This is a genomic window from Streptomyces sp. NRRL F-5122 (assembly GCF_001507435.1).
Classification (GTDB): Bacteria; Actinomycetota; Actinomycetes; order Streptomycetales; family Streptomycetaceae; genus Streptomyces; species Streptomyces lannensis.
In genome coordinates this window covers 1-24,064 of sequence record NZ_LMWH01000257.1, presented here as the reverse complement: position 1 = coordinate 24,064, position 24,064 = coordinate 1, and the positions used below count along the sequence as shown (strand labels likewise).

At 70.7% G+C, this 24,064-nt stretch carries 24 protein-coding genes, 5 tRNA genes and 1 pseudogene; 11 read left to right on the top strand and 19 right to left on the bottom strand.

Annotated elements, in window-relative coordinates; all coding sequences use genetic code 11:
- Nucleotides 1-62 precede the first annotated feature (62 nt).
- Complete coding sequence (locus ADL25_RS33920) at nucleotides 63-1,745, bottom strand: DAK2 domain-containing protein (protein ID WP_059131754.1); 1,683 nt, start codon at nucleotides 1,743-1,745, stop codon at nucleotides 63-65.
- Nucleotides 1,746-2,047: 302 nt separating this feature from the next.
- On the opposite strand from ADL25_RS33920, the gene rpmB reads away from it, so the two are divergent.
- A complete protein-coding gene (gene rpmB / locus ADL25_RS33915) occupies nucleotides 2,048-2,233 on the top strand; it encodes a 50S ribosomal protein L28 (protein WP_004924906.1) in 186 nt (61 codons plus the stop codon).
- A gap of 316 nt (nucleotides 2,234-2,549) precedes the next feature.
- On the opposite strand, the gene ADL25_RS33910 is transcribed toward rpmB, so the two are convergent.
- Complete coding sequence (locus tag ADL25_RS33910; RefSeq protein WP_059131737.1) at nucleotides 2,550-3,515, bottom strand: thiamine-phosphate kinase; 966 nt, start codon at nucleotides 3,513-3,515, stop codon at nucleotides 2,550-2,552.
- Between the two features lie 206 nt (nucleotides 3,516-3,721).
- On the opposite strand from ADL25_RS33910, the gene ADL25_RS33905 reads away from it, so the two are divergent.
- Together ADL25_RS33905 and ADL25_RS33900 are read left to right on the top strand one after the other, a co-directional pair.
- Nucleotides 3,722-3,955: an Lrp/AsnC family transcriptional regulator gene (locus tag ADL25_RS33905; RefSeq protein WP_059131736.1), complete on the top strand. Its 234-nt coding sequence runs from the start codon at nucleotides 3,722-3,724 to the stop codon at nucleotides 3,953-3,955.
- A 20-nt stretch (nucleotides 3,956-3,975) separates the two neighbouring features.
- Entirely contained in the window at nucleotides 3,976-4,458 is a 483-nt protein-coding gene (locus ADL25_RS33900) for a DUF3515 domain-containing protein (RefSeq protein WP_059131735.1), read from the top strand.
- Between the two features lie 16 nt (nucleotides 4,459-4,474).
- On the opposite strand, the gene ADL25_RS33895 is transcribed toward ADL25_RS33900, so the two are convergent.
- The 3 genes from ADL25_RS33895 to ADL25_RS33885 are packed head-to-tail and all read right to left on the bottom strand — an operon-like array spanning nucleotide 4,475 to nucleotide 7,472.
- Complete coding sequence (locus ADL25_RS33895) at nucleotides 4,475-5,632, bottom strand: D-alanine--D-alanine ligase family protein (RefSeq protein ID WP_059131734.1); 1,158 nt, start codon at nucleotides 5,630-5,632, stop codon at nucleotides 4,475-4,477.
- Between the two features lie 59 nt (nucleotides 5,633-5,691).
- Entirely contained in the window at nucleotides 5,692-6,702 is a 1,011-nt protein-coding gene (locus ADL25_RS33890) for an NAD(P)H-dependent glycerol-3-phosphate dehydrogenase (protein WP_059131733.1), read from the bottom strand.
- Nucleotides 6,699-7,472 carry a lysophospholipid acyltransferase family protein gene (locus ADL25_RS33885; RefSeq protein WP_059131732.1) on the bottom strand — a complete coding sequence of 258 codons (774 nt, stop codon included), beginning with the start codon at nucleotides 7,470-7,472 and terminating at the stop codon, nucleotides 6,699-6,701. The genes ADL25_RS33890 and ADL25_RS33885 overlap by 4 nt, the downstream gene beginning before the upstream one ends.
- A gap of 234 nt (nucleotides 7,473-7,706) precedes the next feature.
- On the opposite strand from ADL25_RS33885, the gene cofC reads away from it, so the two are divergent.
- Together cofC and ADL25_RS33875 are read left to right on the top strand one after the other, a co-directional pair.
- Entirely contained in the window at nucleotides 7,707-8,354 is a 648-nt protein-coding gene (cofC, locus tag ADL25_RS33880) for a 2-phospho-L-lactate guanylyltransferase (RefSeq protein WP_059131731.1), read from the top strand.
- A gap of 88 nt (nucleotides 8,355-8,442) precedes the next feature.
- The gene (locus ADL25_RS33875; RefSeq protein ID WP_059131730.1) at nucleotides 8,443-8,646 is read left to right on the top strand and encodes a hypothetical protein; all 204 of its coding nucleotides are present in this window, start codon (nucleotides 8,443-8,445) and stop codon (nucleotides 8,644-8,646) included.
- 70 nt (nucleotides 8,647-8,716) lie between these two features.
- Here ADL25_RS33875 and ADL25_RS33870 read toward each other — a convergent pair whose 3' ends face one another.
- The 4 genes from ADL25_RS33870 to leuC all read right to left on the bottom strand — a co-directional run bounded on the left by ADL25_RS33870 (nucleotide 8,717) and on the right by leuC (nucleotide 11,998).
- A complete protein-coding gene (locus tag ADL25_RS33870) occupies nucleotides 8,717-9,346 on the bottom strand; it encodes an HU family DNA-binding protein (RefSeq protein ID WP_059131729.1) in 630 nt (209 codons plus the stop codon).
- A 126-nt stretch (nucleotides 9,347-9,472) separates the two neighbouring features.
- Complete coding sequence (locus ADL25_RS33865) at nucleotides 9,473-9,703, bottom strand: hypothetical protein (protein WP_059131728.1); 231 nt, start codon at nucleotides 9,701-9,703, stop codon at nucleotides 9,473-9,475.
- A 264-nt stretch (nucleotides 9,704-9,967) separates the two neighbouring features.
- Nucleotides 9,968-10,561 (bottom strand): 3-isopropylmalate dehydratase small subunit, encoded by a 594-nt coding sequence (leuD, locus tag ADL25_RS33860; RefSeq protein ID WP_059131727.1) that lies wholly within the window; start codon nucleotides 10,559-10,561, stop codon nucleotides 9,968-9,970.
- Between the two features lie 6 nt (nucleotides 10,562-10,567).
- Complete coding sequence (gene leuC, locus ADL25_RS33855) at nucleotides 10,568-11,998, bottom strand: 3-isopropylmalate dehydratase large subunit (RefSeq protein ID WP_059131726.1); 1,431 nt, start codon at nucleotides 11,996-11,998, stop codon at nucleotides 10,568-10,570.
- A gap of 190 nt (nucleotides 11,999-12,188) precedes the next feature.
- Here leuC and ndgR point away from each other — a divergent pair, with 190 nt between their 5' ends.
- Nucleotides 12,189-12,905 carry an IclR family transcriptional regulator NdgR gene (ndgR, locus tag ADL25_RS33850; RefSeq protein ID WP_059131725.1) on the top strand — a complete coding sequence of 239 codons (717 nt, stop codon included), beginning with the start codon at nucleotides 12,189-12,191 and terminating at the stop codon, nucleotides 12,903-12,905.
- 78 nt (nucleotides 12,906-12,983) lie between these two features.
- Here ndgR and ADL25_RS33845 read toward each other — a convergent pair whose 3' ends face one another.
- Complete coding sequence (locus tag ADL25_RS33845; RefSeq protein WP_059131753.1) at nucleotides 12,984-13,517, bottom strand: DUF4188 domain-containing protein; 534 nt, start codon at nucleotides 13,515-13,517, stop codon at nucleotides 12,984-12,986.
- 88 nt (nucleotides 13,518-13,605) lie between these two features.
- Between ADL25_RS33845 and ADL25_RS33840 the strand changes: the two genes are divergently transcribed.
- Nucleotides 13,606-14,250, top strand: coding sequence for a MerR family transcriptional regulator (locus ADL25_RS33840; protein WP_059131724.1), 645 nt, complete (start codon nucleotides 13,606-13,608; stop codon nucleotides 14,248-14,250).
- A gap of 80 nt (nucleotides 14,251-14,330) precedes the next feature.
- Here the strand turns inward: ADL25_RS33840 and ADL25_RS33835 are convergent.
- The 9 genes from ADL25_RS33835 to ADL25_RS33795 form a co-directional block, all read right to left on the bottom strand.
- Nucleotides 14,331-14,403 (bottom strand) — tRNA-Glu (locus ADL25_RS33835).
- 28 nt (nucleotides 14,404-14,431) lie between these two features.
- Nucleotides 14,432-14,503 (bottom strand) — tRNA-Gln (locus ADL25_RS33830).
- A 20-nt stretch (nucleotides 14,504-14,523) separates the two neighbouring features.
- A tRNA-Glu gene (locus ADL25_RS33825) sits at nucleotides 14,524-14,596 on the bottom strand.
- Between the two features lie 61 nt (nucleotides 14,597-14,657).
- A tRNA-Glu gene (locus ADL25_RS33820) sits at nucleotides 14,658-14,730 on the bottom strand.
- A gap of 39 nt (nucleotides 14,731-14,769) precedes the next feature.
- Nucleotides 14,770-14,841 (bottom strand) — tRNA-Gln (locus ADL25_RS33815).
- Nucleotides 14,842-14,931: 90 nt separating this feature from the next.
- Nucleotides 14,932-15,687, bottom strand: coding sequence for an HAD family hydrolase (locus tag ADL25_RS33810; protein WP_059131723.1), 756 nt, complete (start codon nucleotides 15,685-15,687; stop codon nucleotides 14,932-14,934).
- A gap of 123 nt (nucleotides 15,688-15,810) precedes the next feature.
- The gene (gene gltX, locus ADL25_RS33805) at nucleotides 15,811-17,286 is read right to left on the bottom strand and encodes a glutamate--tRNA ligase (RefSeq protein ID WP_079050742.1); all 1,476 of its coding nucleotides are present in this window, start codon (nucleotides 17,284-17,286) and stop codon (nucleotides 15,811-15,813) included.
- Nucleotides 17,279-18,055: a fumarylacetoacetate hydrolase family protein gene (locus tag ADL25_RS33800; RefSeq protein WP_059131721.1), complete on the bottom strand. Its 777-nt coding sequence runs from the start codon at nucleotides 18,053-18,055 to the stop codon at nucleotides 17,279-17,281. Before ADL25_RS33800 ends, gltX begins: the two co-directional genes overlap by 8 nt.
- Nucleotides 18,056-18,258: 203 nt before the next feature.
- On the bottom strand, nucleotides 18,259-18,447 hold the full coding sequence (locus ADL25_RS33795; RefSeq protein ID WP_059131720.1) for a hypothetical protein: 189 nt from the start codon (nucleotides 18,445-18,447) through the stop codon (nucleotides 18,259-18,261).
- A gap of 600 nt (nucleotides 18,448-19,047) precedes the next feature.
- Between ADL25_RS33795 and ADL25_RS33790 the strand changes: the two genes are divergently transcribed.
- The 4 genes and pseudogenes from ADL25_RS33790 to ADL25_RS33775 all read left to right on the top strand — a co-directional run.
- Nucleotides 19,048-22,953 (top strand): nitrate- and nitrite sensing domain-containing protein, encoded by a 3,906-nt coding sequence (locus tag ADL25_RS33790; RefSeq protein ID WP_059131719.1) that lies wholly within the window; start codon nucleotides 19,048-19,050, stop codon nucleotides 22,951-22,953.
- A 9-nt stretch (nucleotides 22,954-22,962) separates the two neighbouring features.
- Nucleotides 22,963-23,376 carry a roadblock/LC7 domain-containing protein gene (locus ADL25_RS33785; RefSeq protein WP_059131718.1) on the top strand — a complete coding sequence of 138 codons (414 nt, stop codon included), beginning with the start codon at nucleotides 22,963-22,965 and terminating at the stop codon, nucleotides 23,374-23,376.
- Between the two features lie 111 nt (nucleotides 23,377-23,487).
- Entirely contained in the window at nucleotides 23,488-23,886 is a 399-nt protein-coding gene (locus ADL25_RS33780) for a DUF742 domain-containing protein (RefSeq protein WP_059131717.1), read from the top strand.
- Nucleotides 23,867-24,064, top strand: a pseudogene (locus ADL25_RS33775) (ATP/GTP-binding protein); the annotation flags it as partial. The gene ADL25_RS33780 and the pseudogene ADL25_RS33775, both read left to right, overlap by 20 nt.

Here is a 24,064-nt window from a genome sequence, read left to right as displayed (position 1 = left end):
GCGCCCGGCGTCACCCGGCCGGGAACCCGGCTCCCCCGGTTCCGGGGGCGGACGGGCTCGGGCTACTCCACGCCGATCAGCAGCAGCGACCCCTGGCGGCCGCCCTGGTACACCACCGTGTCGACCGCGAGGTACGACTCGCGCACCCGGGACTCCAGACGCGCCGCGATCGACTCCGGGGCGTCGTCGCCGAGGACCAGGGTGACCAGTTCGCCGCCCGCCGCGAGCATGCGGTCGAGAACGGTCTCCGCCGCGGCCGTCACGTCCGAGCCGATGACGGCCACATCGCCGTCGATCAGGCCGAGGACGTCCCCGGCCTGACAGATGCCGGCCGTCGTCCACGACTGCCGTTCCGCCATGGTCACTTCGGCGTACCGGGTGGCCCCCGCCGCCGAGGTCATCGCGACGACGTCCTCGTCGAAGCGCCGCTCCGGCTCGTGCACGGCGAGCGCCGCTATGCCCTGCACCGCGGACCGGGTCGGGATCAGGGCCACGCGGACGCCTTCGGTGCGCACCTGTTCGGCCGCGGCGGCCGCGGTGTGGCGCAGGTCCGAGTCGTTCGGCAGCAGCACCACCTCGCGTGCGTGCGCCCGCCGTACTCCCTCCACCAGTTCCCCGCTCGCGGGCGGTTCCCCGGCCCGGGCGAGCACGGTCGTCGCACCGGCCTCCTGGTACAGCGCGGCCAGGCCCTCGCCCGGCACGACGGCCACCACCGCGCGCTGCACAGGCTCGCGCGGCGGCCGCCCGGCGCCCGTGGTGTGCACGTCCCCGGCCGCGAAGTGCGTGATCCTGATCCGGTGCGGGCGTCCTGCCTCGATGCCCGCCTCCACGGCGGCGCCCGCGTCGTCCACATGCACATGGACGTTCCACAGCCCGTCGCCACCGACCACGACGAGGGAGTTCCCCAAAGTGTCGAGCCGCTGCCGCAGCCGTGCCACGGCCGCGTCCCCGGCTTCCAGGAGGTAGATCACCTCGTAGGCGGGCCCGCCCTCCTCAGCGGGGGGATCGGCGCACTCCCGGGTGACGCCCCGCACGTCGTCGTCCGGGCGCGGGGCGACGACGCGGCCCGCGCCCTCCGGAACCCGCGGCGCCTCGCCCGTGAACGTCTCCACCAGCGCGGCGAGCACCGCCACGAGCCCCCGGCCGCCCGCGTCGACCACACCTGCGCGCTCCAGGACCGCGAGTTGCCCGGGGGTCGCCGCGAGAGCCGCCCGCGCCCCCTCGTACGCGGCCCGGGCGACGCCGCCGCAGTCGTCCTCCACGCCGGTGACCGCGTCCGCGGCGGCCGAGGCGACGGTCAGGACCGTGCCCTCCACGGGGTGGGCGACGGCGTCCCGTGCGGAGTCGGCCGCACGCCGGAGCGCGAGCCGCAGCCCCTGCGCGTCGGTGTGTGCGGTCTCCCCGTCGGCGGCGAGCACCTGTGCCATGCCGCGCAGCAGCTGCGCCAGGATCGTCCCGGAGTTGCCGCGGGCCCCGATGAGCGCGCCGTGCGCCATGGCCCGCACCGCGTCGGCGAGCTTCGGGCGCTGATCGCCGCCCGCCTCCTCGTACCCGGCGAAGACGGCCTCGACGGCGGCCGCGGCGGATTCCACGGTCAGATAGAGGTTGGTGCCGGTGTCCCCGTCGGCCACGGGATAGACGTTGATCGCGTCGATCTCCTCGCGGGCCCGCCCCAGCTCCTGGAGCGCGAGACCGCACCAGGTGCGCACCGCGAGAGCATCCAATGGCTGCGGAACCTGCGCCACCTGCGCCTCCTTGAGCTGCTGGACGTGGGACGCAGCGTAGACCCAGAGGGGGCCGTGGCCGGAAGAGGGCCGCACGGACTGCCTGCACCGGGCCTCGCGGCCTCCTGGGGCGGGGGTCCGCGAGCCCGTCGTTCCCCGGGGCGGCCATGGTAGTTTCGTTGTACGGGTGCAGCCGTTGTATGCTGCTCCGGTTGCCCGATCCAGATCGGGCTTTCCCCTGGCAGCGCCACTCAGATCGTACGATCTCGATCCCGGCATGCCGGGATCAACCGTAAGTGCATCTGAAGTCTTTGGAGTGACCCGTGGCTGCCAACTGCGACGTCTGCGGCAAGGGGCCGGGCTTCGGCAACAACATCTCGCACTCACACCGCCGTACGCCCCGTCGCTGGAACCCGAACATCCAGCGCGTGCGTACCGTGGTGGGCGGGACGCCGAAGCGCGTGAACGCTTGCACCTCGTGCATCAAGGCCGGCAAGGTCTCGCGCTGACGCCGACCCCCCGGACTCTCGGCTTCTCCCCACTCCCGGCTCCGGCCGAAGTGGGGGGACTCCAGGAGCAGGGGGACCTGTAGCGCGCGGCCACCGCTGGTTCGCTGCACGGAGCCGGTCCACCGAGTGGGCCGGCTTTTTGCCGCGCGCACATGGTCACCCTCTGTCGCTCGACGCGTACACTCCGCCGTCTCCGCCTTTCGGCGCCCCGGAAAGAGGCCCACGGACATCCAGCCGACCGCCCGCACCGTCGGGGTTCCGGCCTACGGGGCGGCCGGAACCCCGACGGGCGACGTGGCGCTCCCGCGCGCCTGCGCTACGCCTCGATGTCCCCGAAGTGGTCCCAGCCGCCCTTGCTGGTCCACGGCGCCCCGTCCACCGTCACCTGGGGCAGGGCCGAGGGATTGAGCACCTCGCCGATCACCTTCCAGCGCGCGGGCAGCTTCACGTCCCGCGGGAAGGTCGCCACGATCGCGTGGTCCTCACCGCCGGTGAGCACCCACTGGATGGGGTCGACGCCGACGGCCTGCCCGATGTCGTTCATCTGGGAGGGGATGTCGATGGTTCCGGAGCGGATGTCGATACGCACCTTGCTCGCCTCCGCGATGTGCCCGAGGTCGGCGATCAGCCCGTCGCTGACGTCGCACATCGCGGTCGCGCCGAGCCCCGCTGCGGCGGGGCCCGCGTGGTACGGCGGTTCTGGGCGGCGGTGCGCCTCGACGAACGCGCGCGGCGAGCGGAAGCCGCGGGAGAGCACCGCATGCCCTGCCGCGGACCAGCCCAGCCACCCGGTCACCGCGACCACGTCGCCGGGCTGGGCGCCCGCGCGGGTCACCGGCTCGTGGTTGCGCAGATCACCGAGCGCGGTGATCGAGATCATGATCGTGTCCCCGCGGACGACATCGCCGCCGACCACGGCCGCACCCGCCACCTGGCACTCGTCGCGCAGTCCGTCCATGAGTTCGGTGGGCCAGGTGACGGGGAGGTCCGCGGGCACCACGAGACCGAGCAGCAGCGCAGTCGGCACGGCGCCCATCGCGGCGATGTCCGCGAGGTTCTGCGCGGCCGCCTTGCGCCCGACGTCGTAGGCCGTCGACCAGTCGCGGCGGAAGTGCCGTCCCTCCAGGAGGATGTCGGTGCTCGCCACCACCCTGCGGTCCGGCGCGGCGACCACCGCGGCGTCGTCGCCGGGGCCGATCCGCACCGCCGGGGTGGTGGTGAGCCGGGAGGTGAGCTCCCTGATGAGCCCGAACTCCCCGAGCTCGCCCACGGTGCCCTTCATCGTCGTACGTCCCCTTCTGTTCCCTGCCGCGCCCGGTCGCGTGCCTGCATCGACCTCGGTACGGTCGAGTCGACCGTCAACTTGTGTCGCCGGTGTTCCCCGGCGCTCACGCCACAGCCCCCGCGGGTCTCCCCGCGACGAGCGGCGACGCGATACCGTGGCGTCCCTTCTCCCCACATGATCCTCGTGGCCGCCCTGGAGGTTCCGTGGTACAGGCGTACATCCTGATCCAGACGGAGGTCGGCAAGTCGTCGACCGTCGCCGAGACGATCAGCAAGATCCCTGGGGTCATCCAGGCCGAGGACGTCACGGGTCCCTATGACGTCATCGTGCGCGCCCAGGCCGACACCGTCGACGAACTCGGCCGCATGGTGGTCGCGAAAGTTCAACAAGTCGACGGCATCACCCGCACCCTGACCTGCCCGGTGGTGCACCTGTAGCCCCCGTCTACGCTTGGCCGGTGCGCTTCTTCCGTCACCGGCTCCCAGGTCTGCCCGCCCTCGCCCTGCTGATCGCGACGGCGGGCTGTTCCTCGAGCGACGACACCCCTTCGGCCACGGTTCCCAGTCCGAACACGAAGGTCACGAAGCTGTGCCGGAACCTGGACAAGGTGCTGCCGCGGAAGGTGGACGGCCTCGACCGGAACGATCCCCAGCCCCGGTCCGCGCTGACGGCGGGCTGGGGAAGCCCGGCGATCATACTGCGCTGCGGGGTGGCGAGGCCCGCGGAGATGGACGACCCGGAGGCGGACGGCCTGGAGGCGGACGGCGTCGGCTGGCTGCTGCAGAAGCTGGACGACGGCTCGTTCCGCTTCACCACGACATTGCGCGCGGTGTATGTCGAGGTCAGCCTGCCCAGGGCGCACACCGGCGACGGTGTGGCGCCGCTCGTCGATCTGGCGCCCGCAGTCAAGAAGGCGATCCCCGAGGGGATCGCCTCCTGAGCGCCGCACGGACCGGCTAGCGCAGACCCGTCGTACGGCGCAGGGCCGCCTGGATCAGCCGGTCCACCAGTTCCTCGTAACCGACGCCGCTCGCCTGCCACATCTGCGGGTACATGGAGATCGGCGTGAAACCGGGCATCGTGTTGATCTCGTTGATGACGAACTCCCCGTCCTCGGCGAGGAAGAAGTCCGCACGGACCAGGCCCTCGCAGGAGGCCGCCTCGAAGGCCTCCACCGCGAGCCGCCGCACCTCGGCGGTCTGCTCGTCGGTCAGCGGCGCGGGGACGATGCCGGGCGTCGAGTCGATGTACTTCGCCTCGAAGTCGTAGTAGGCGTGCGTCTGCGGCGGCGGGATCTCGGCCGGCACCGAGGCACGCGGGCCGTCCTCGAACTCGAGGACACCGCACTCGATCTCACGGCCGCGCACGGCCGCCTCCACAAGGATCTTCGGGTCGTGCCGCTGGGCCTCGGCGATCGCCTCGTCCAGCCCCCCGATGTCGTCGACCTTGGTGATGCCGATCGACGAGCCCGCGCGCGCGGGCTTCACGAACAGCGGCCAGCCGTGCTCCCCGGCGAAGTCGACGATCTTCTTGCGGGCGGCCGGCTCGTCCTGCTCCCACTCGCGCGGCCGGATCACCACGTAGGGACCGACCTTGAGCCCGAAGGAGGTGAACACCCGCTTCATGTACTCCTTGTCCTGGCCGACGGCCGAGGCGAGCACACCCGAACCCACGTACGGGACACCGGACAGCTCCAGCAGGCCCTGGAGGGTGCCGTCCTCGCCGTACGGGCCGTGCAGCACGGGGAAGACGACGTCGATCTCGCCGAGCGCCTTGGGCACCGAACCGGGCTCGCTGTAGACGACTTCGCGGTTCGCGGGGTCGACGGGCAGCACGACGCCGCCCTCGTGTGACTCGGCGAGCTCCTCGACGGTGGGCGTACGGCGGTCGGTGATCGCCATGCGCTCGGGTTCGTCGGCCGTGAGCGCCCAACGGCCGTCCCGGGTGATGCCGATCGGCAGGACGTCGTACTTCGTCCGGTCGATGGCGCGCAGCACGGCGCCGGCGGTGACCATGGAGATCCCGTGTTCGGAGCTGCGGCCGCCGAAGACGACGGCGACACGCGGCTTGCGAGGCGGCTGCTCAGGGCTCTTGGGGAGGTTCTCGGTGCTCATATCGCGATGAGAGTACCTGTAGCCAGTGCCCTGAGGCAGCGTCCGGCCGGCGCTGTCGCTCAGCGTCGTTCCGGCTTCGCACTGCGCGACATCAGCTCCTTGAGCGCGACCACCGGCGGCTTGCCCTCGTGGACGATGCCGACGACCGTCTCCGTGATCGGCATGTCGACGCCGTGCCGACGGGCCAGATCGAGCACGGACTCACAGGACTTGACGCCCTCGGCGGTCTGCTTGGTGACCGCGATGGTCTCCTCGAGCGTCATGCCCTTGCCGAGGTTGGTGCCGAAGGTGTGGTTGCGCGACAGCGGTGAGGAGCAGGTGGCCACCAGGTCTCCCAGGCCGGCCAGTCCCGAGAAGGTCAGCGGGTCGGCGCCCATCACCAGGCCGAGCCGTGTGGTCTCCGCGAGACCGCGGGTGATGAGCGAGCCCTTGGCGTTGTCACCGAGGCCCATGCCGTCCGCGATGCCGACCGCCAGCCCGATGACGTTCTTGACCGCACCCCCGAGTTCGCACCCCACCACATCGGTGTTGGTGTACGGCCGGAAGTACGGCGTGTGGCAGACGGACTGGAGCCGCTGCGCGACGGCCTCGTCGGTGCAGGCGACCACGGCCGCGGCCGGCATACGGGCGGCGATCTCCCGGGCCAGATTGGGTCCGGTGACCACCGCGACGCGTTCCGGGACGACCTTGGCGACGTCCTCGATGACCTCGCTCATCCGCATGGCGGAACCGAGTTCGACGCCCTTCATCAGCGAGACGAGGACCGTGCGCGGCGCGAGCAGGGGTGCCCATTCGGCGAGGTTCCCGCGCAGGGTCTGCGACGGGACCGCGAGTATCGCGAAGTCGGCCCCGTGCGCCGCCTCGGCGGGGTCCGTGGTGGCCCGCAGGTTCTCGGGGAGCTCGACGCCCGGCAGGTAGTCCGGGTTCGTACGGGTGGAGTTGACGGCCTCGACGAGCTCGGCGCGGCGCGCCCACAGGGTGACATCGCACCCGGCGTCGGCGAGCACCATGCCGAAGGCCGTCCCCCATGATCCGGTTCCGAACACGGCCGCCTTGACCGGCTTGCTCACTGGCCCTGCCCCTCCTTCTCCCTGGCCTTCTCCTGCGCGGCGGCGCTCCGGCGGCGCTGTTCGATGCGCACCTCACGGGGGTCGTACGGCTTCTCGGGCGCCTTCTCGCCCCGGAGCTCCTCGAGCTGGCGGGTGATGGCGGCCATGATGACCTCCGTCGCCTCCTTCAGCAGCTCGGGGGACATGTCCTTGTCGTAGAAGCGCGTGAGGTCGACGGGCGGGCCGGCGAGCACATGGTGCGTCTTGCGCGGGAAGAAGCTGGGCTTCTTGGCGTAGGCCGGCAGCAGCGCGTTGGCGCCCCACTGGGCGACCGGAATGACCGGGCACTTGGTCTGCAGGGCGACCCGGGCCGCACCGGTCTTGCCGGTCATGGGCCAGCCGTTCGGGTCGCGGGTGAGGGTGCCCTCGGGGTAGAAGGCGACACACTCGCCGCTCTCCACGGCGTCGATCGCGGCACGGAAGGCGCTGAGCGCGTCCGTGCTCTCCCGGTAGACGGGGATCTGGCCGGTACCGCGCATCACGGCGCCGACGAAACCCTTCTTGAAAAGACCGCTCTTCGCGAGGAAACGGGGAACACGCTTGGTGTTGTACTGATAGTGCGCGTAGGCGAAGGGGTCCACGTGTGAATTGTGGTTCACCGCGGTGATAAATCCGCCTTCAGCCGGAATGTTCTCCATTCCGCGCCAGTCCCGCTTGAGCAGAACCACCAGCGGCGGTTTGCAGAGGACCGCTGCGAAGCGGTACCAGAAGCCGATTCTGCGGCGGGGCACGCGGACACCTTCCTCTAAGGAGCCGGCACAAGGCCTGACACTGGGGTTGTGGGCCGCACAAGTGTCACCCCCGGCCGCCCGTCTGTCGAGAACACCGTACGCCCGCCCGTCACCGACCACCGCCCTTGGATGGTGCTTCGCACCCGTTGCCGACGGGCCGGGCGCCGGACGGCCGTCGTCCCCCGTCGGCGGACCAGGTGACAATGGGCGCGACAACACAGGGACGGAGCGCTCGTGCAGTGGACTGTCGTCGTACCCCTGAAGGCCTTGGCGCGGGCCAAGAGCAGGCTCTCGGACACCGCGGCGGACGCGGTGCGTCCGGGGCTCGCCCTGGCCTTCGCGCAGGACACGGTGGCCTCGACCCTCGCCTGTGCCGCGGTACGTGATGTGGCGGTCGTCACGGACGATCCGCTCGCCGGACGCGAGCTGGCGGCCCTCGGCGCCCGGATCGTCACGGACGAGCCGGCGGGCGGTCTGAACACCGCGCTCGCGCACGCGGCGGCGGCCGTGCGGCGATCACGCCCCGGCGGCGCGGTGGCGGCCCTGAACGCCGATCTCCCCGCCCTGCGCGCCCCGGAATTGGCCCGGGTACTCGGCGCCGCCGCCGAATTCCCCCGCGCTTTTCTGCCCGACGCCGCAGGAATCGGCACGACCCTGCTCGCCGCGGCCCCCGGCCTGGAATTGCTGCCCGCGTTCGGCGTGGATTCGCGAATGCGTCATCTGGCCTCGGGCGCCGTGGAACTCGCGCTCGACGACGTGGACTCCGTGCGCCAGGACGTGGACACCGGCGAGGATCTGCGCGCGGCGCTCGCGCTCGGTGTGGGACCACGCACGGCGGCGGTGGCGGCGCGGCTGCTCATCCCCGGCGGGCACGGCGGTTGACACGACGGGGCGGTCCCCGGTCCGCCGGGGCCGTCCCCGGGTCCGCACGGCCCGGCGACGTGTCCGGAGCGGTCGATAGGCTGCCGTCATGCAGGCGACCGCGTACACCTACGACCCCGAGACGCGCACCGGTCAGGTGCTGCTCGACGACGGCACCCCCGTCCCCTTCGACGCCCGGGCGTTCGACGCGGGCGGACTGAGGCTGCTGCGCCCGGGACAGCGGGTGCGGATCGAGACGGAGGGCGAGGGCGAGGACCGGCGCATCACGCTGGTGACCCTGCAGACGTTCTGACCCCCGGACACACCGCGGGCCGGGCTCCCAGGGGGAGCCCGGCCCGGCGCGTGTAGCCCGTCCGTCCCGGTCAGCTGCGGGCGGTGGCCTTCTTGGCGGTGGTCTTGCGGCCCGTCGACTTCTTGGCCGGGGCCTTCTTCGCCGGGGCCTTCTTGGCCGCCGCCTTCTTGGCGGTGGTCTTCTTCGCGGTGGTCTTCTTGGCCGCCGCGGTGGTCTTCTTCGCCGTGGTCTTCTTGGCCGTGGCCTTCTTCGCGGTGACCTTCTTCGCGGGGGCCGCCTTCTTGGCCGTGGCCTTCTTCGCGGGGGCCGCCTTCTTGGCCGTGACCTTCTTCGCCGCAGCCTTCTTGACCGTGGCCGCGGCGCCGACCTGCAGGCTGCCCTTGGGCGCCTTCTTGACCGCGACCTCGCCACCGCGCGGGAGCTTCTTCGTCCCGCTGACCAGGTCCTTGAAGCCCTGTCCCGCGCGGAAGCGCGGCACGGAGGTCTTCCTGACCCGAACCCGCTCGCCCGTCTGGGGGTTGCGGGCGTAACGGGCCGGACGCTCGACCTTCTCGAACGAACCGAAACCGGTGACCGAGACCCGGTCGCCTCCGACGACCGCGCGGACGATGGCGTCCAGGACCGCGTCGACAGCATCGGCAGCCTGCTGGCGGCCGCCCATCTTGTCGGCAATCGCTTCTACGAGCTGCGCCTTGTTCACGTCTTCCCCTTCGGAGACATCGCCAGAACGAAAGTGTTCAAGCTTTTTCGCACGTTAGGCAGATATATACCGCAAATCAAACACGAAACGGGCTTATCACCCTTGTGCCGCACCGATTCGGCTGCCTCAGAGTTCCTCTTCGGGGATTCGGTCCTCGTCGAGGTCGGTCATGAACCGCTCGAGACGCCGGGTCGCTTCGGCGGGATCGTGCTTGGCCGCGGCCGTAATGACCAGCAGCTTCCGGGTCAGCGCCATCCGTACGCCCTCCGGGACTTGCAGTGTGCGCACCCTTGCGTGCGCTTCCTTGAGTTGGGCCGCGACCGCCGTATAGAGCTCGAGTTGGCCGTCGTTGTCCATGCACAGATTGTGCCATCTGGGGCGAGTTGTCGCCCCCGCTGGGGGCAACTGCCGTCTCCCCCGGGCCTTCCGCGGGCCCCGGAACGTCATGGCGGCTCCGTCCACGGATCGCGGCAACAACCTTTGTAACCAGCAGAGTTGGCAGTGTGCGAGGCGGCGCGCCGGACGCTTTCGGCAGCGGAAACGGCTGTACCCCCAACCGTCCACGATTGGGGGTACAGGCGGTGTTGCGATGGCCGAAACCAGCCCTTGCGGGCGCGGGCGTCAGCCCTGGAGGGTCCGCGGCTTGTACGAGGGGCGCTCCGCCTCGTACGCGGCGATGTCGGACTCGTTCCGGAGGGTGATGGAGATGTCGTCGAGGCCGTTCAGCAGCCGCCAGCGCGAGTTCTCGTCCAGCTCGAAGGCGGCGGTGATGCCCTCGGCGCGTACCTCACGCGCCTCGAGGTCCACGGTGATCTCGGCCGTCGGGTCCTTCTCGGTGAGCTCCCACAGGGCGTCCACGATCTTCTGCTCCAGGACCACCGTGAGCAGGCCGTTCTTGAGGGAGTTGCCGCGGAAGATATCGGCGAACCGGGAGGAGACGACCGCCTTGAAGCCGTAGTTCTGCAGCGCCCAGACGGCGTGCTCGCGGGAGGAGCCGGTGCCGAAGTCCGGGCCCGCGACCAGGACCGTGGCACCCTGCCGCTCGGGGCGGTTGAGCACGAACTCGGAGTCCTTGCGCCAGGCCTCGAAAAGCCCGTCCTCGAACCCGTCCCGGGTCACCTTCTTGAGCCAGTGGGCGGGGATGATCTGGTCGGTGTCGACGTTGCTGCGGCGCAGCGGGACGGCCCGGCCGGTGTGCGTGGTGAATGCTTCCATGACTTCTCAGACTCCAGCGGGCGTACGAGTGTCGGCGTCGGACAGGTCGGCGGGGGACGCCAGGTGCCCCAGGACCGCCGTCGCTGCGGCGACCTGCGGCGAGACCAGGTGCGTGCGCCCGCCCTTGCCCTGCCGGCCCTCGAAGTTGCGGTTGGAGGTGGAGGCGGAGCGCTCGCCCGGGGCCAGCTGGTCCGGGTTCATGCCGAGACACATGGAACAGCCCGCGTGCCGCCACTCCGCGCCGGCCTCCTTGAAGATCACGTCCAGGCCCTCGGAGACGGCCTGCAGACCCACGCGCGCGGAGCCCGGGACGACCAGCATCCGTACACCGTCGGCGACTTTGCGGTTCTCGATGATCGCGGCGGCGGCACGCAGATCCTCGATGCGCCCGTTGGTGCAGGAGCCTACGAAGACCGTGTCCACCTTGATGGAACGCAGCGGCTGCCCGGCGTCCAACCCCATGTACTCCAGGGCCTTTTCCGCGGCCAGGCGCTCCGAGGCGTCCTCGTACGAAGCGGGATCGGGGACGGACGTCGAAAGCGGTGCACCCTGGCCCGGGTTGGTGCCCCAGGTGACGAACGGCGAGAGCGCGGCGGCGTCGATGCGCACCTCGGCGTCGAATTCCGCGTCGTCGTCGGTCCGCAGCGTCTTCCAGTACTCCACCGCGGCGTCCCACTCCGCACCCTCGGGAGCGTGCGGACGGCCCTTGAGGTAGGCGAAGGTGGTCTCGTCCGGGGCGATCATGCCCGCCCGCGCACCGGCCTCGATCGACATGTTGCAGATGGTCATCCGGGCCTCCATCGAGAGCTTCTCGATGGCCGGGCCGCGGTACTCCAGGATGTAGCCCTGGCCGCCGCCGGTGCCGATCCTGGCGATGATGGCCAGGATCAGGTCCTTGGCCGTCACGCCCTCGGGCAGCTCGCCGTCGACCGTGATGGCCATGGTCTTCGGGCGGGCCAGGGGCAGCGTCTGGGTCGCGAGGACGTGCTCGACCTGGGAGGTGCCGATACCGAACGCCAGCGCGCCGAACGCGCCGTGCGTCGAGGTGTGCGAGTCACCGCAGACGACCGTCGTGCCGGGCTGGGTCAGGCCCAGCTGCGGGCCGACGACGTGCACGACGCCCTGCTCGACGTCCCCCAGCGGGTGCAGGCGCACACCGAACTCGGCGCAGTTCTTGCGCAGCGTCTCCAGCTGGGCGCGGGAGACCGGGTCCGCGATGGGCTTGTCGATGTCGAGGGTGGGGGTGTTGTGGTCCTCGGTCGCGATGGTGAGGTCGAGCCTGCGCACCCGGCGTCCGCTCTTGCGCAGACCGTCGAAGGCCTGCGGGCTGGTCACCTCGTGCAGCAGGTGCAGATCGATGTAGAGGAGGTCGGGCTCGCCCTCGGCGCGCCGGACGACGTGGTCGTCCCAGACCTTCTCCGCGAGTGTCCTACCCATCGCTTTCCCTCCGGTCGGCGAAGCGTGCGCCGACCCAACTAGAGATCTTGAGGTGGCAGCGCCCGTACCCCCGGATCCCGGGCGTGTGCCGCCGGGCCCGTTGGTACGCGGGCCGCCGTGACTTCCAGGGTGGCGGGTTCCTCGGGAAATTGAACTTGCGTTTCACAGAGTGAGACGTGAGTATCGTTGCATGGACAACAGTAGCGGCGTCGGCGTTCTGGACAAGGCGGCCCTCGTCCTGAGCGCTCTGGAGTCCGGTCCGGCCACCCTCGCGGGCCTGGTCGGCGCCACCGGACTGGCACGACCCACGGCCCACCGCCTGGCCGTGGCGCTGGAACACCACCGTATGGTGGCCCGCGACATGCAGGGCCGTTTCATCCTCGGACCCCGGCTGTCCGAGCTGGCGGCGGCGGCGGGCGAGGACCGCCTGCTGGCGACGGCTGGCCCCGTACTGACCCACCTCCGTGATGTCACGGGCGAGAGCGCACAGCTCTATCGCCGCCAGGGGGACATGCGCATCTGCGTCGCCGCCGCGGAGCGCCTCTCGGGTCTTCGCGACACGGTCCCGGTCGGCTCCACGCTCACGATGAAAGCGGGCTCCTCGGCTCAGATCCTGCTGGCCTGGGAGGAGCCCGAGCGGCTGCACCGCGGCCTGCAGGGCGCGCGCTTCACGGCGACGGCCCTGTCCGGCGTGCGGCGCCGCGGCTGGGCCCAGTCCATCGGGGAGCGCGAGCCGGGCGTCGCGTCCGTCTCCGCACCCGTACGCGGCCCCTCCAACCGCGTGGTCGCCGCGGTCTCCGTCTCCGGCCCCATCGAGCGCCTGACCCGCCACCCGGGCCGGATGCATGCACAGGCCGTCATCGACTCAGCCGCCCGGCTCTCCGAGGCACTGCGCCGCTCGGGCTGAGCAGCGAGCGCGTCAGCGGGGCGGGGCCGGCCTCAACGCCGCGGCGGGCCCTCTCCCGGGAAACGGCACCCCTGAGCTTCATACCGAAGGCGGCTGCGCCCCCTGGCCGGCCTTCGCCGAACGGAACGCGAACCGGTCGCCGGCCCGGCGCCCCCGCTTCTCGAGGGGCAGGACGCCGTGCGCGGCGGCGAGCCCGAAGGCCGGCATGTCACCGTAGATCGACTCGTAGGCGCCCTCCGGCACCACATAGGTCTCGTGCCAGATCCCCACGTGCTGCCGCAGCTTCCCCGCCTTCTCCTTGCGGTTGAACGTCGCCCAGGCCCTGTGGTGGAACATGTCGGACGCCGACGCGTAGGCGTACAGCTTCTCCTTGGACTCCCAGTACTGCACGACGTAGTACGTCCGCGGGGACGCCGTCAGCAGGACATGGCCGAGCAGACCGCGCCCCGGCCTCTTCTTGAGCTCGCGCAGCATGCGGGGCATCGCCATGAGCACCGGCAGCCAGTGGTGCATCGCCCAGAAGTGGTTGATCCGCATGCCGATGAGCAGGACGACCACGTCCCCCTCGGCGGCTGCGGTCGTACGGCTCACGGTCTTGGGCTTCCCGAACACGGCGTCCCCCTCGGCAGCCATTGGCCAGCGGCGCTATCCGACACCGCCATGCTTGGATAGTGGCGCGACCCGAGGAAAGGCGCAAGGGATGCGGCTGGCGGAGTTGAGCGAGCGAAGCGGTGTGTCCACCGCGACGATCAAGTACTACCTGCGGGAAGGGCTGTTGGCGCCCGGCCGCCAGGTGAACGCGACGACCGCCGAGTACGACGAGGGCCATCTGCGCCGGCTGCGGCTCGTGCGGGCGATGATCCAGGTGGGCCGGATGCCGGTCGCCACCGCCCGGGAGGTTCTGCGGCACGTCGACGACGAGTCGCTCGGCCGCACCATCCGCCTGGGCGCGGCCCTCTGGGCGATGCCACAGGGGCCGGAGCCGGACGAGGAGGACCCCTCGGTGGTGGCCGCCCGGCGCGAGGTGGACGCACTGCTGCGCATGCTGGGCTGGGAGACCGCGCACGAACTCGCGCCCCTGTCCCCCGTGCACCGGTCACTGTTGGCGGCGGTGGCCGCCCTGATCCGGCTCGGTTATCCGTGTGACGCCCAACTCATGGAACCGTACGCGGAGTTGATGCACCAGGTGGCCCGGCGCGACCTCGACCTGCTGCAGACGCACGCCGCAGAGAGGGACAAGGTCGAGACGGCGGTCGCGGCGGCCGTGCTCTTCGAGCCGGTGCTGCGCGCACTGCACCGGCTCGCGCAGGAGGAGGAGTCGGCGCGGCGTTACGGACTGGAATGACCCGCACCCCGCGGCCCGCCGCAGCGCAATCCTGGAAAAGCCGCAGGGCCCCCACCGAAGTGGAGGCCCTGCGATCGGTGTACCCCCGACCGGATTCGAACCGGCGCTACCGCCTTGAGAGGGCGGCGTGCTAGGCCGCTACACAACGGGGGCGAGGATCTAGCGTTTCCGCAGATCCGAGCTGGTCTACCTGGACTCGAACCAAGACTAACTGAACCAGAATCAGTCGTGCTGCCAATTACACCATAGACCACTGTGGTTTAGACCAGTTCGTACCCCCGACCGGATTCGAACCGGCGCTACCGCCTTGAGAGGGCGGCGTGCTAGGCCGCTACACAACGGGGGCCCTAGCGATCCTGCATCGACATCAGTGGGAGCGACCCGACTGTCGTCGCGGGAAGGATCTGTACCCCCGACCGGATTCGAACCGGCGCTACTGCCTTGAGAGGGCAGCGTGCTAGGCCGCTACACAACGGGGGCTCGCGGATCTGATCCGCAGGTGCAGATGAGCTCTGCGAGCTGGCCTACCTGGACTCGAACCAAGACTAACTGAACCAGAATCAGTCGTGCTGCCAATTACACCATAGGCCACTGGAACGCAAGCCCCTGTGGGGATCTTGTTCTAGCTTGCGCCTCCGGTTCCGGCCTCTCGGCCCGCTCCCCGGCGGCGCAGGAAGAACATTACCCGAAGGTGGACGGCGCTCCAAAACGGGTATCCGTGCCGAGGACCGAGGGGAGTTCGACGAGGGAGGCGATCCGGTGCAGGCCGGCGGACCCTTCGGCGCCGGACCGGGCGCGCCCGTCCGTGACGGTGCTCACCCCTGCACGGTCGATCCACACGGACAGCAATCCGGCCTCGGCGGCCCCGCGCCCGTCGATCTCGGGATGGTCGCCGACGTACGCGACGTCGTGCGGAGCGAGCCGCAGGGCGTCGCAGGCCGCACGGAAGGCCCGGGCGTCCGGTTTGGAGACGCCCAGCTCCGCGGCGCACAGAACCGTCTCGAAGCGGTCGCGCACACCGAGGGTGCGCAGCTTGTACTCCTGGACGTGCGCGCTGGAGTTGGACAGCACCGCGTGCCGGTGGCTCACGGCGAGCGCGTCCAGGACGGGCAGCACGTCAGGGAAGAGGGCCCAGGCCGCCTCGTAGTGGTCCAGGTAGCGGCGGAACCAGGCGTCCGCCGCCTGGTCCGTCAGCTCCTCGCCCAGGAAGACCCGTACCCGGTCCCTGCGCTGCCCCTCGAAGGACGTCTCCCCCGCCGAGAACCGCGCCCACTGGGCGTCCGTGACCGCCCGCCACCGCACGAGTGCCTGCTCGACGGTGTCCCAGCCGCCGAGCAGCCCCTCGGCGGCGAGGTGCCCGCGCATGCCGGCCCGATCCGCGGTGGTGTAGTCGAAAAGGGTGTCGTCGACGTCCCAGACCACGGCGCTGATGCTCATGGTCCGACGGTAGCTCCGGACGGGTGACCGTGTCCGTTCGTTCGCCCCGTCGGCGGTTCACGGCGCCGGGGAACGCACGAGGGGCGGCACCCCGCCGGGTGCCGCCCCTCGTGCGCGAACGGGTCAGGCCGAGAGCTTCGCGAGCGCCGCGTCGATCCGCCGCAGCGTCCTCTCCTTGCCCAGGACCTCCAGGGACTCGAAGAGCGGCAGGCCGACCGTGCGTCCGGTGACGGCGACGCGGACCGGGGCCTGCGCCTTGCCGAGCTTGAGGCCGTGGGCCTCGCCGGCGGCCAGGACGGCCTCCTTCAGCGCCTCCGCGGAGGTCCAGTCGGCGCCCTCCAGGTTCTCCCGGGCCGTGCGGAGAAGGGCGTCGCTGCCCTCCTTCATGGCCTTGGTCCAGGACGCCTCGTCGGACACCGGCTCCGGCAGGAACAGGAAGTCGACGTTCTCGGTGATCTCCGAGAGGACCTTGAGGCGAGTCTGCGCGTGCGGCGCCACCGCCTGCCACTTCGCCTCGTCGAAGTCCTCCGGCGCCCACGGTGCGAACGGGGCCTTCAGCCAGGGCCGGCAGCGCTCCGCGAAGTCCTTCACCTCGAGCAGGCGGATGTGGTCCGCGTTGATCGACTCGGCCTTCTTCAGGTCGAACCGCGCCGGGTTGGGGTTCACGTCGGCCACGTCGAAGGCGGCGACCATCTCGTCGACGGCGAAGATGTCGCGGTCCGCCGCGAGCGACCAGCCCAGCAGGGACAGGTAGTTGAGCAATCCCTCGGGCAGGAAGCCGCGCTCGCGGTAGAGGTTCAGCGACGACTCCGGGTCGCGCTTGGACAGCTTCTTGTTGCCCTCGCCCATCACGTACGGCAGGTGCCCGAACGCGGGCACGCCCTTCGCGACGCCGAGTTCGATCAGCGCCTTGTAGAGCGCGATCTGGCGGGGGGTGGAGGAGAGCAGGTCCTCGCCGCGCAGGACGTGGGTGATCTCCATCAGCGCGTCGTCGACCGGGTTGACGAGGGTGTACAGGGGCGCGCCGTTCGCCCGCACGATCCCGTAGTCCGGCACGTTCTCCGGGGTGAAGGTCAGCTCGCCGCGGACCAGGTCCGTGAAGGTGATCGTCTCGTCGGGCATCCGGAAGCGCACGATCGGCGTACGCCCCTCGGCCTCGTACGCGGCCACCTGCTCGGCGCTCAGCTCACGGCAGTGCCCGTCGTAGCCCGACGGGCGGCCGGCGGCGCGGGCCGCGTCGCGGCGGGCGTCCAGTTCCTCCGTCGTGCAGTAGCAGTGGTAGGCGTACCCGCCGTCCAGGAGCTTTCGTGCGACGTCCTTGTAGATGTCCATCCGCTGCGACTGGCGGTAGGGCGCGTGCGGGCCCCCGATCTCCGGACCCTCGTCCCAGTCGAAGCCCAGCCAGCGCAGCGAGTCCAGAAGCTGGACGTAGGACTCCTCCGAGTCGCGGGCCACATCCGTGTCCTCGATGCGGAAGACGAACGTGCCGCCGGTGTGACGGGCGTACGCCCAGTTGAACAGGGCGGTGCGGACCAGACCCACATGGGGGTTGCCGGTCGGGGACGGACAGAAACGTACGCGGACGGAGCCGTTAGCCACGCTTGATCACCTTGTTGGTGAGAGTGCCGATGCCTTCGATGGAGACGGCGACCTCGTCGCCGACGTTGAGGGGGCCGACCCCCGCGGGGGTGCCCGTGAGGATCACGTCGCCGGGGAGCAGCGTCATGGCCTCGGAGATGTTCACGATCAGATCCTCGATCGGGTGGATCATCTCGCTCGTCCGGCCGAGCTGGCGCTGCTGGCCGTTGACCGTGAGCTGGATGGTGAGATCGCCCGGGTCGAGATCGGTCTCCACCCAGGGGCCGAGCGGACAGGCCGTGTCGAAGCCCTTGGCCCGGGCCCACTGCTTCTCACGCCGCTGGACATCGCGCGCGGTCACGTCGTTGGCACAGGTGTAGCCGAGGATCACGTCCTTGACGCGCTCACGCGGGACCTCGCGGCACAGGCGGCCGATCACCACGGCCAGCTCCGCCTCGTAGTGCAGCTCCTGGGTGAAGGAGGGATAGGCGATCTCGTCGCCGGGACCGATCACCGAGGTGGACGGCTTGAAGAAGGCGAACGGGGCCTCCGGCACCTCGTTGCCCAGTTCCCTGGCGTGCTCCGCGTAGTTGCGGCCGAAGGCGACGACCTTGTTCGGGAGCACCGGGGGCAACAGCCTGACCTTGCTCAGCGGCACCTTCGTACCGGAGAGCTCGAAGTCCGCGAACGGGATGCCCTTGATGATGTCGAGAACGAGCTCGTCCGGCTTGTCGCCCTCGACCGCGCCGAAGGCGACATTCCCGTCGATGGAGAATCTGGCGATGCGCACGAGATCCCTGCGCCCCTCACTGAGCTGGCTGGAGTATGACGCTCCAGGCTAACGCGGCGGGGGGCCGGCACCTCGCGCATTACGGCGGGCGCCGCCTGGACCGGACGCGGCCGCACGCCCGGGGCGCGCGTGATCACCCCGTCCCGGCGGTCACCGGGTCCTGCCGCCGCACCACGTCGACCGGCCGGCACGGGGCCCGCGGGTCACTCCCCGGCGAAGGCCTGCACCGGGATCTCGTTGAGCACCGTGCGACGGGGATTGGCGGTGTGGCTGGGAAGGTCGACCGAACGTTCCGGCGTCGCCGGCGCCTGCAGCTCTTCGGCGTCGGCGAGGTGCGCCAGCGTCGTGCGCCGCGGGTTGGCTATCGTGCGGAACATCATCGTGGTCTTCACTGTTGTCGTTGACCTTGTCGTTGCGGGCGCCGGGCGGGCCTCAAGGGCCGTCACCCGGGCGCGGGTTGTCGGATTCGCCATCCCTGTAAAGCGCCAGGCTAAACATGCAATTCCCGCCGGAAGCCATGAAGGGGGCATGATCCCCGTGTGAGTTTGCTCACTGACCGGCGATCAAAAAGGGCAATTCAGGCTGCCGTTGAGCACCGGCCAAACGGACATTCTTCCATTGAACCTTGCATTCCGCCCCTGATCATGGCGACTGGGACACCGCTCACGACCCAATGGATCGTGCGCCTAAGTCCGTTATGTACAAGATAACTTTCTACGCCTCGTGACACGGCACTCACACCGCGTCACGATGGTCACGGGCTCACCCATTGGCCTTGTTGGAGATCCTGCACTGTGCTGGAATTCCACGGACCGCCGCGGGATCGCACCGGCGCGCAGGGGCGCAACGCAGCGCCGAGAAGCGGCGGGAAGGGGGAGCCTGCGCCGGTCACTCACGACCATCAGGGGGGCGTATTCAGGACGCCTCTCTACACGCCGACACCGTCCCGCCGCTCGCGCGGAGGGGCGCCTGGTCCAGAGGTTGCGACGCTAGTGCAGGGACGTTTCAAGAGGGATGGCAGCGCTTCGGCGGAGCCGGAGCCGCACGGCGGGACCGACCGTGGTTCCTCGCCCCAGCACGCCCAGAACCCGGGACAGGCACCGTCCGGCGGTGGTCCCGAGCGTCCTGGGCGCACGGGCGCGACCGCGGCTCCCACACCGCCTGCCCCACCCAAGACGACTCCTCCGATCGACCCCGGTGCGCGCATAGCCCTGCGCAACTGGCGCATCTCCACGCGCCTGGTGTCGCTGCTCGCGCTCCCCGTGGTCGCCGCCACATCGCTCGGTGCCTTGCGCATCGGCGACAACGTGGACCAGATCCGGCAGCTCGAGAACATGAAGCTGCTGACGGACATGACCAAGTCGGCGACGACGCTGGCCGAGGCGCTCCAGGAGGAGCGCGACCGGTCCGCCGGCCCGCTGGCCCACGGGGCCTCGACCGACGACTTCACGGTCAAGAGTGTCCGCGACAAGACGAACCGGGCCCGTACCGCCTTCCTGGAGGGCACCCAGGAGATCGGTGACGCCTCCGACGACGGCCGGCTCTCCGGTGTGCGCGAGAGCGTCGTCGGTATCGCGAGCGAGCTCAACAACCTCAGCGCGATCCGCGCCGGTGCCTACAAGGAGTCGGAGAACTCCGCCCAGACGGTCGAGGCCTACCACCGGCTGATCACCCAGCTGCTCAGCCTGTCCCAGGACATGGCCCAGGCGACCAGCAACCCGGAGATGATCCAGCGCACCCGCGCCCTGGCGGCCTTCTCGACCGCCAAGGAGTACGCGTCCGTGCAGCGCGCGGTCATCGCGGCGGCCCTCCCGACGACCAACAAGACGTTTGGCCATCTCTCCGAGAACGACCGCCAGTACGCGCTCTCGGCCCTGGACAGCCAGGACTCCGAGCTGGACGTCTTCCGCAGCATCTACGGTGACGGCGCCGAGGACCTGACGAAGCCGATCGACCAGGGCAGCCCGACGATCGAGGACGCCGACCAGTACGCGAGCCGCGTCCTGAAGAGCGCGAACGGCCTGCAGACGCAGGACAAGCAGGGTTACCTGGACTGGGTCGACGACGACTCGGCCAAGATCCAGCAGATGAAGAGCATCGAGGGCACGCTCCTCGAGCAGATGGAGCAGAAGGCCCGCGAGCTGAAGGACGCCTCCGAGCGCGAGGCGATCATCTCCGGTGCCCTGATCCTGCTCGTCCTCGGCGTGTCCCTGGTCGGCGCCTTCGTCGTGGCCCGCTCCATGATCCGCTCGCTGCGCCGCCTGCAGGAGACCGCCACCAAGGTCGCCCAGGACCGCCTGCCCGAGCTGGTCAAGCAGCTGTCCGAGTCCGACCCGCAGGACGTCGACACCTCCGTCCAGTCGGTCGGTGTGCACTCCCGGGACGAGATCGGCCAGGTGGCCGCGGCCTTCGACGACGTGCACCGCGAGGCGGTCCGCCTCGCCGCCGAGCAGGCCCTGCTGCGGGGCAACGTCAACGCGATGTTCACCAACCTCTCGCGCCGGTCCCAGGGTCTGATCCAGCGCCAGCTGTCGCTGATCTCGGAGCTGGAGTCCCGCGAGGCCGACCCGGACCAGCTGTCCTCGCTGTTCAAGCTCGACCACCTCGCGACGCGTATGCGCCGTAACGGTGAGAACCTCCTCGTCCTCGCGGGTGAAGAGCCCGGCCGCCGGTGGACCCGCCCGGTCCCGCTGGTCGACGTGCTCCGCGCCGCCGCGTCCGAGGTGGAGCAGTACGAGCGCATCGAGCTGGCCGCCGTGCCGGCCACCGAGGTCGCCGGCCGCGTGGTCAACGACCTCGTGCACCTGCTCGCCGAGCTGCTCGAGAACGCCACCTCGTTCTCCTCGCCGCAGACCAAGGTCAAGGTCACCGGTCACGCGCTGCCCGACGGCCGCGTGCTGATCGAGATACACGACACCGGCATCGGTCTGTCCCCGGAGGACCTCGCCCAGATCAACGAGCGGCTGGCCGCGCCGCCCACGGTGGACGTGTCCGTCTCCCGCCGCATGGGCCTCTTCGTGGTCGGTCGTCTGTCGCAGCGGCACGGCATCCGTATCCAGCTGCGCCCGTCCGACTCCGGTGGTACGACCGCGCTGGTCATGCTCCCGGTCGACGTGGCCCAGGGCGGCAAGAAGCCGGCCTCCGGCAAGCCGGGCCAGGGCGCCCCGCAGACCGGTGGCCCCGCCGCCGCGCAGGCCGCCGCCGGTGTGGCCGCGGCCCGTCGTCAGGCCCAGCAGAGCGGTTCGTCCTTCGGTACCGGTCAGGCCGGTGGCCAGGGCATCGGCGCAGCGCCTCAGCGCGGTCAGGTGGGCGCCGGTCAGGGCCCGCGTCCCGCGCTGCCCGGCAGCGCCCCCGGTGGGCGTCCCGGCGGTCCGCAGGGTCCCGGCTCTCCGCAGCAGGGCCGGCCGGCCCCCGCGGGCACCGGTGCCGGAGCCTTCGGACAGGGTGGCCAGCAGGGCGCCCAGGCCTTCCAGGACACCGGCTCCCGCCAGGGCGGCTTCGGTGACGACGGTTCCGGCATGAACCCGGCGGTCGCCTTCGGCGACACCACGCCGACGGCCGCACCGCAGCAACCCCAGCAGCCTCAGCAGAAGCAGCCCAAGGAGCGCGGCGGACGCCGCCGTCCGCAGCTGTCCGGCCGCGGCGGTGCACGGGCCGAGCTGCCCGGTGGCAACGCGCAGCGCACCCCGAGCTGGAGCGACGAGAACGCGCAGCCGCCGGTTCCACGTGCCTCGCTCGACACTCCGCGTGGCCACGAGGAGCCGGACGCCCTGTCCACGACCTCGCCGATGCCGCGCATCGACGACCGCCAGGGCCCCGCCTCCACCAACGAGTTCCCGCGGCCCGACTTCAACGGCCCGCGCCCCGGTACGGCGAACAACAGCGGCCCGTTCGTCCGGTCGGACGTCTTCGGCAGCCAGGGCAGTACGACGGGTCAGCACCCCGTACAGAACGGTGCGACGGGCCAGTACCCGGCGCAGAACGCTCCCACCGGTCAGTACCCGGCGCAGGGCGGTCCGACGGGCCAGTACCCGGCGCAGAACGCTCCCACCGGCCAGTACCCCGCACAGAACCCTCCGACGGGCCAGTACCCGACGCAGAACGCTCCCACCGGCCAGTACCCCGCACAGAACCCTCCCACCGGCCAGTACCCCGCACAGAACGCTCCGACGGGCCAGTACCGGGCTCCCGGCCGCGGTCAGGACACGGGCCAGTTCCCGACGCCGGGCCGTCCGCAGGACCCCGCCTCCACCGGTCAGTTCGCTCCGCAGGGTTACGACGCCTCGAGCACGGGGCAGTTCGCGGCCCCGGGCTACGGAAACCGCCAGGACCCGTCGTCCACCGGCCAGTTCGAGCGGCCGCAGATGGGTGGCGAGGGCTACGGTGCCTCCCGGCCGACGCCGCAGCAGCCGCCGCGGCGTCAGGAGCCCGAGGCCCTGCCGCCGGCGGGACCCGGCGACGGACGCACCCCGCTGTTCGACACGCTCGAGACCAACTGGTTCCGTGGCGACCGGCAGCCGCAGGGCAACGGCGCCGTGCCGCCGCCCCCGCACCAGCCCCCCACCGCCCCGGCGCCCCAGCGTCCGGAGCGTCCGGCCGCCAACGCGGCCTGGCGCACCTCGCCGAACGACGAGATCGTCCGTCAGGCCGAGCGCGTGCGGCAGCCTGCCGCGGGCGGCGTCACCACCTCCGGCCTGCCGCGCCGGGTCCCGCGCGCGAACCTCGTGCCGGGCACGGCTCAGCAGCAACAGCACCACACCGGTCCGCAGGTCTCGCGTGCGCCCGATGACGTACGCGGCCGACTGACCAATCTCCGACGGGGCATCGCCCAGGGTCGCCAGGCCGGTACCGGCCCGACCGGCAGCTACCCCAGCCCCACTCACCAGCAGGAGCGTTAGTTGAGCCCGATGAGCCAGGCGGCACAGAACCTGAACTGGTTGATCACCAACTTCGTGGACAACACCCCCGGGGTGTCCCACACCGTCGTCGTGTCCGCCGACGGACTTCTTCTGGCGCTGTCGGAAGGTTTCCCGCGCGACCGCGCGGATCAACTCGCAGCCGTCGCCTCCGGGCTCACCTCGCTGACCGCGGGTGCCTCCCGGATCTTCGAAGGCGGCAGGGTGGCGCAGACGGTCGTCGAGATGGAACGGGGATTCCTCTTCCTCATGTCCATCTCCGACGGCTCCTCGCTCGCCGTCCTCTCCCACCCCGAGTGCGACATCGGCCTTGTCGGCTACGAAATGGCCCTTCTGGTCGACCGTGCAGGGGCGGTACTCACGCCCGACCTGCGCGCCGAACTCCAGGGCAGTCTGCTCCACTGATCGGCCCCGGCACCACCTGTCTCACCAAATCACCGTCCGGCCGCCACAATCCCCCCACCGGCCCCGTCAGACGGCACGACTGACCGACTTGCTGTCCCGCCCGGAGGATTCATGACCCCGCCCACCGCCTCTCACGATCCGTACGCCGAGCCGTACGGGGACGAGGGCGACCAGCCGCTGGTCCGTCCGTATGCGATGACGGGCGGCCGGACCCGGCCGCGCTATCAGCTCGCGATAGAGGCGCTGATCAGCACCACGGCCGACCCGGCACAGCTGATGGGGCTGTTGCCGGAGCATCAGCGGATCTGCCACCTGTGCCGCGAGGTGAAGTCGGTGGCAGAGGTGTCGGCACTGCTGTCCATGCCGCTCGGTGTGGCACGGATCCTCGTCGCGGACCTCGCGGAGGCCGGACTCGTCGCCATCCACCAGCCGGGCGGCGACGAGAACAACGGCGGCGCGCCGGACGTGACACTGCTCGAAAGGGTGCTCAGTGGACTTCGCAAGCTCTGACGGAGGTCGGGCGACCACCTCCGCGAAGATCGTGGTGGCGGGGGGCTTCGGCGTCGGCAAGACCACGTTCGTCGGCGCCGTCTCGGAGATCAACCCGCTGCGCACCGAGGCCGTCATGACGTCTGCTTCGGCGGGCATCGACGACCTCACCCACACCGGGGACAAGACCACCACCACG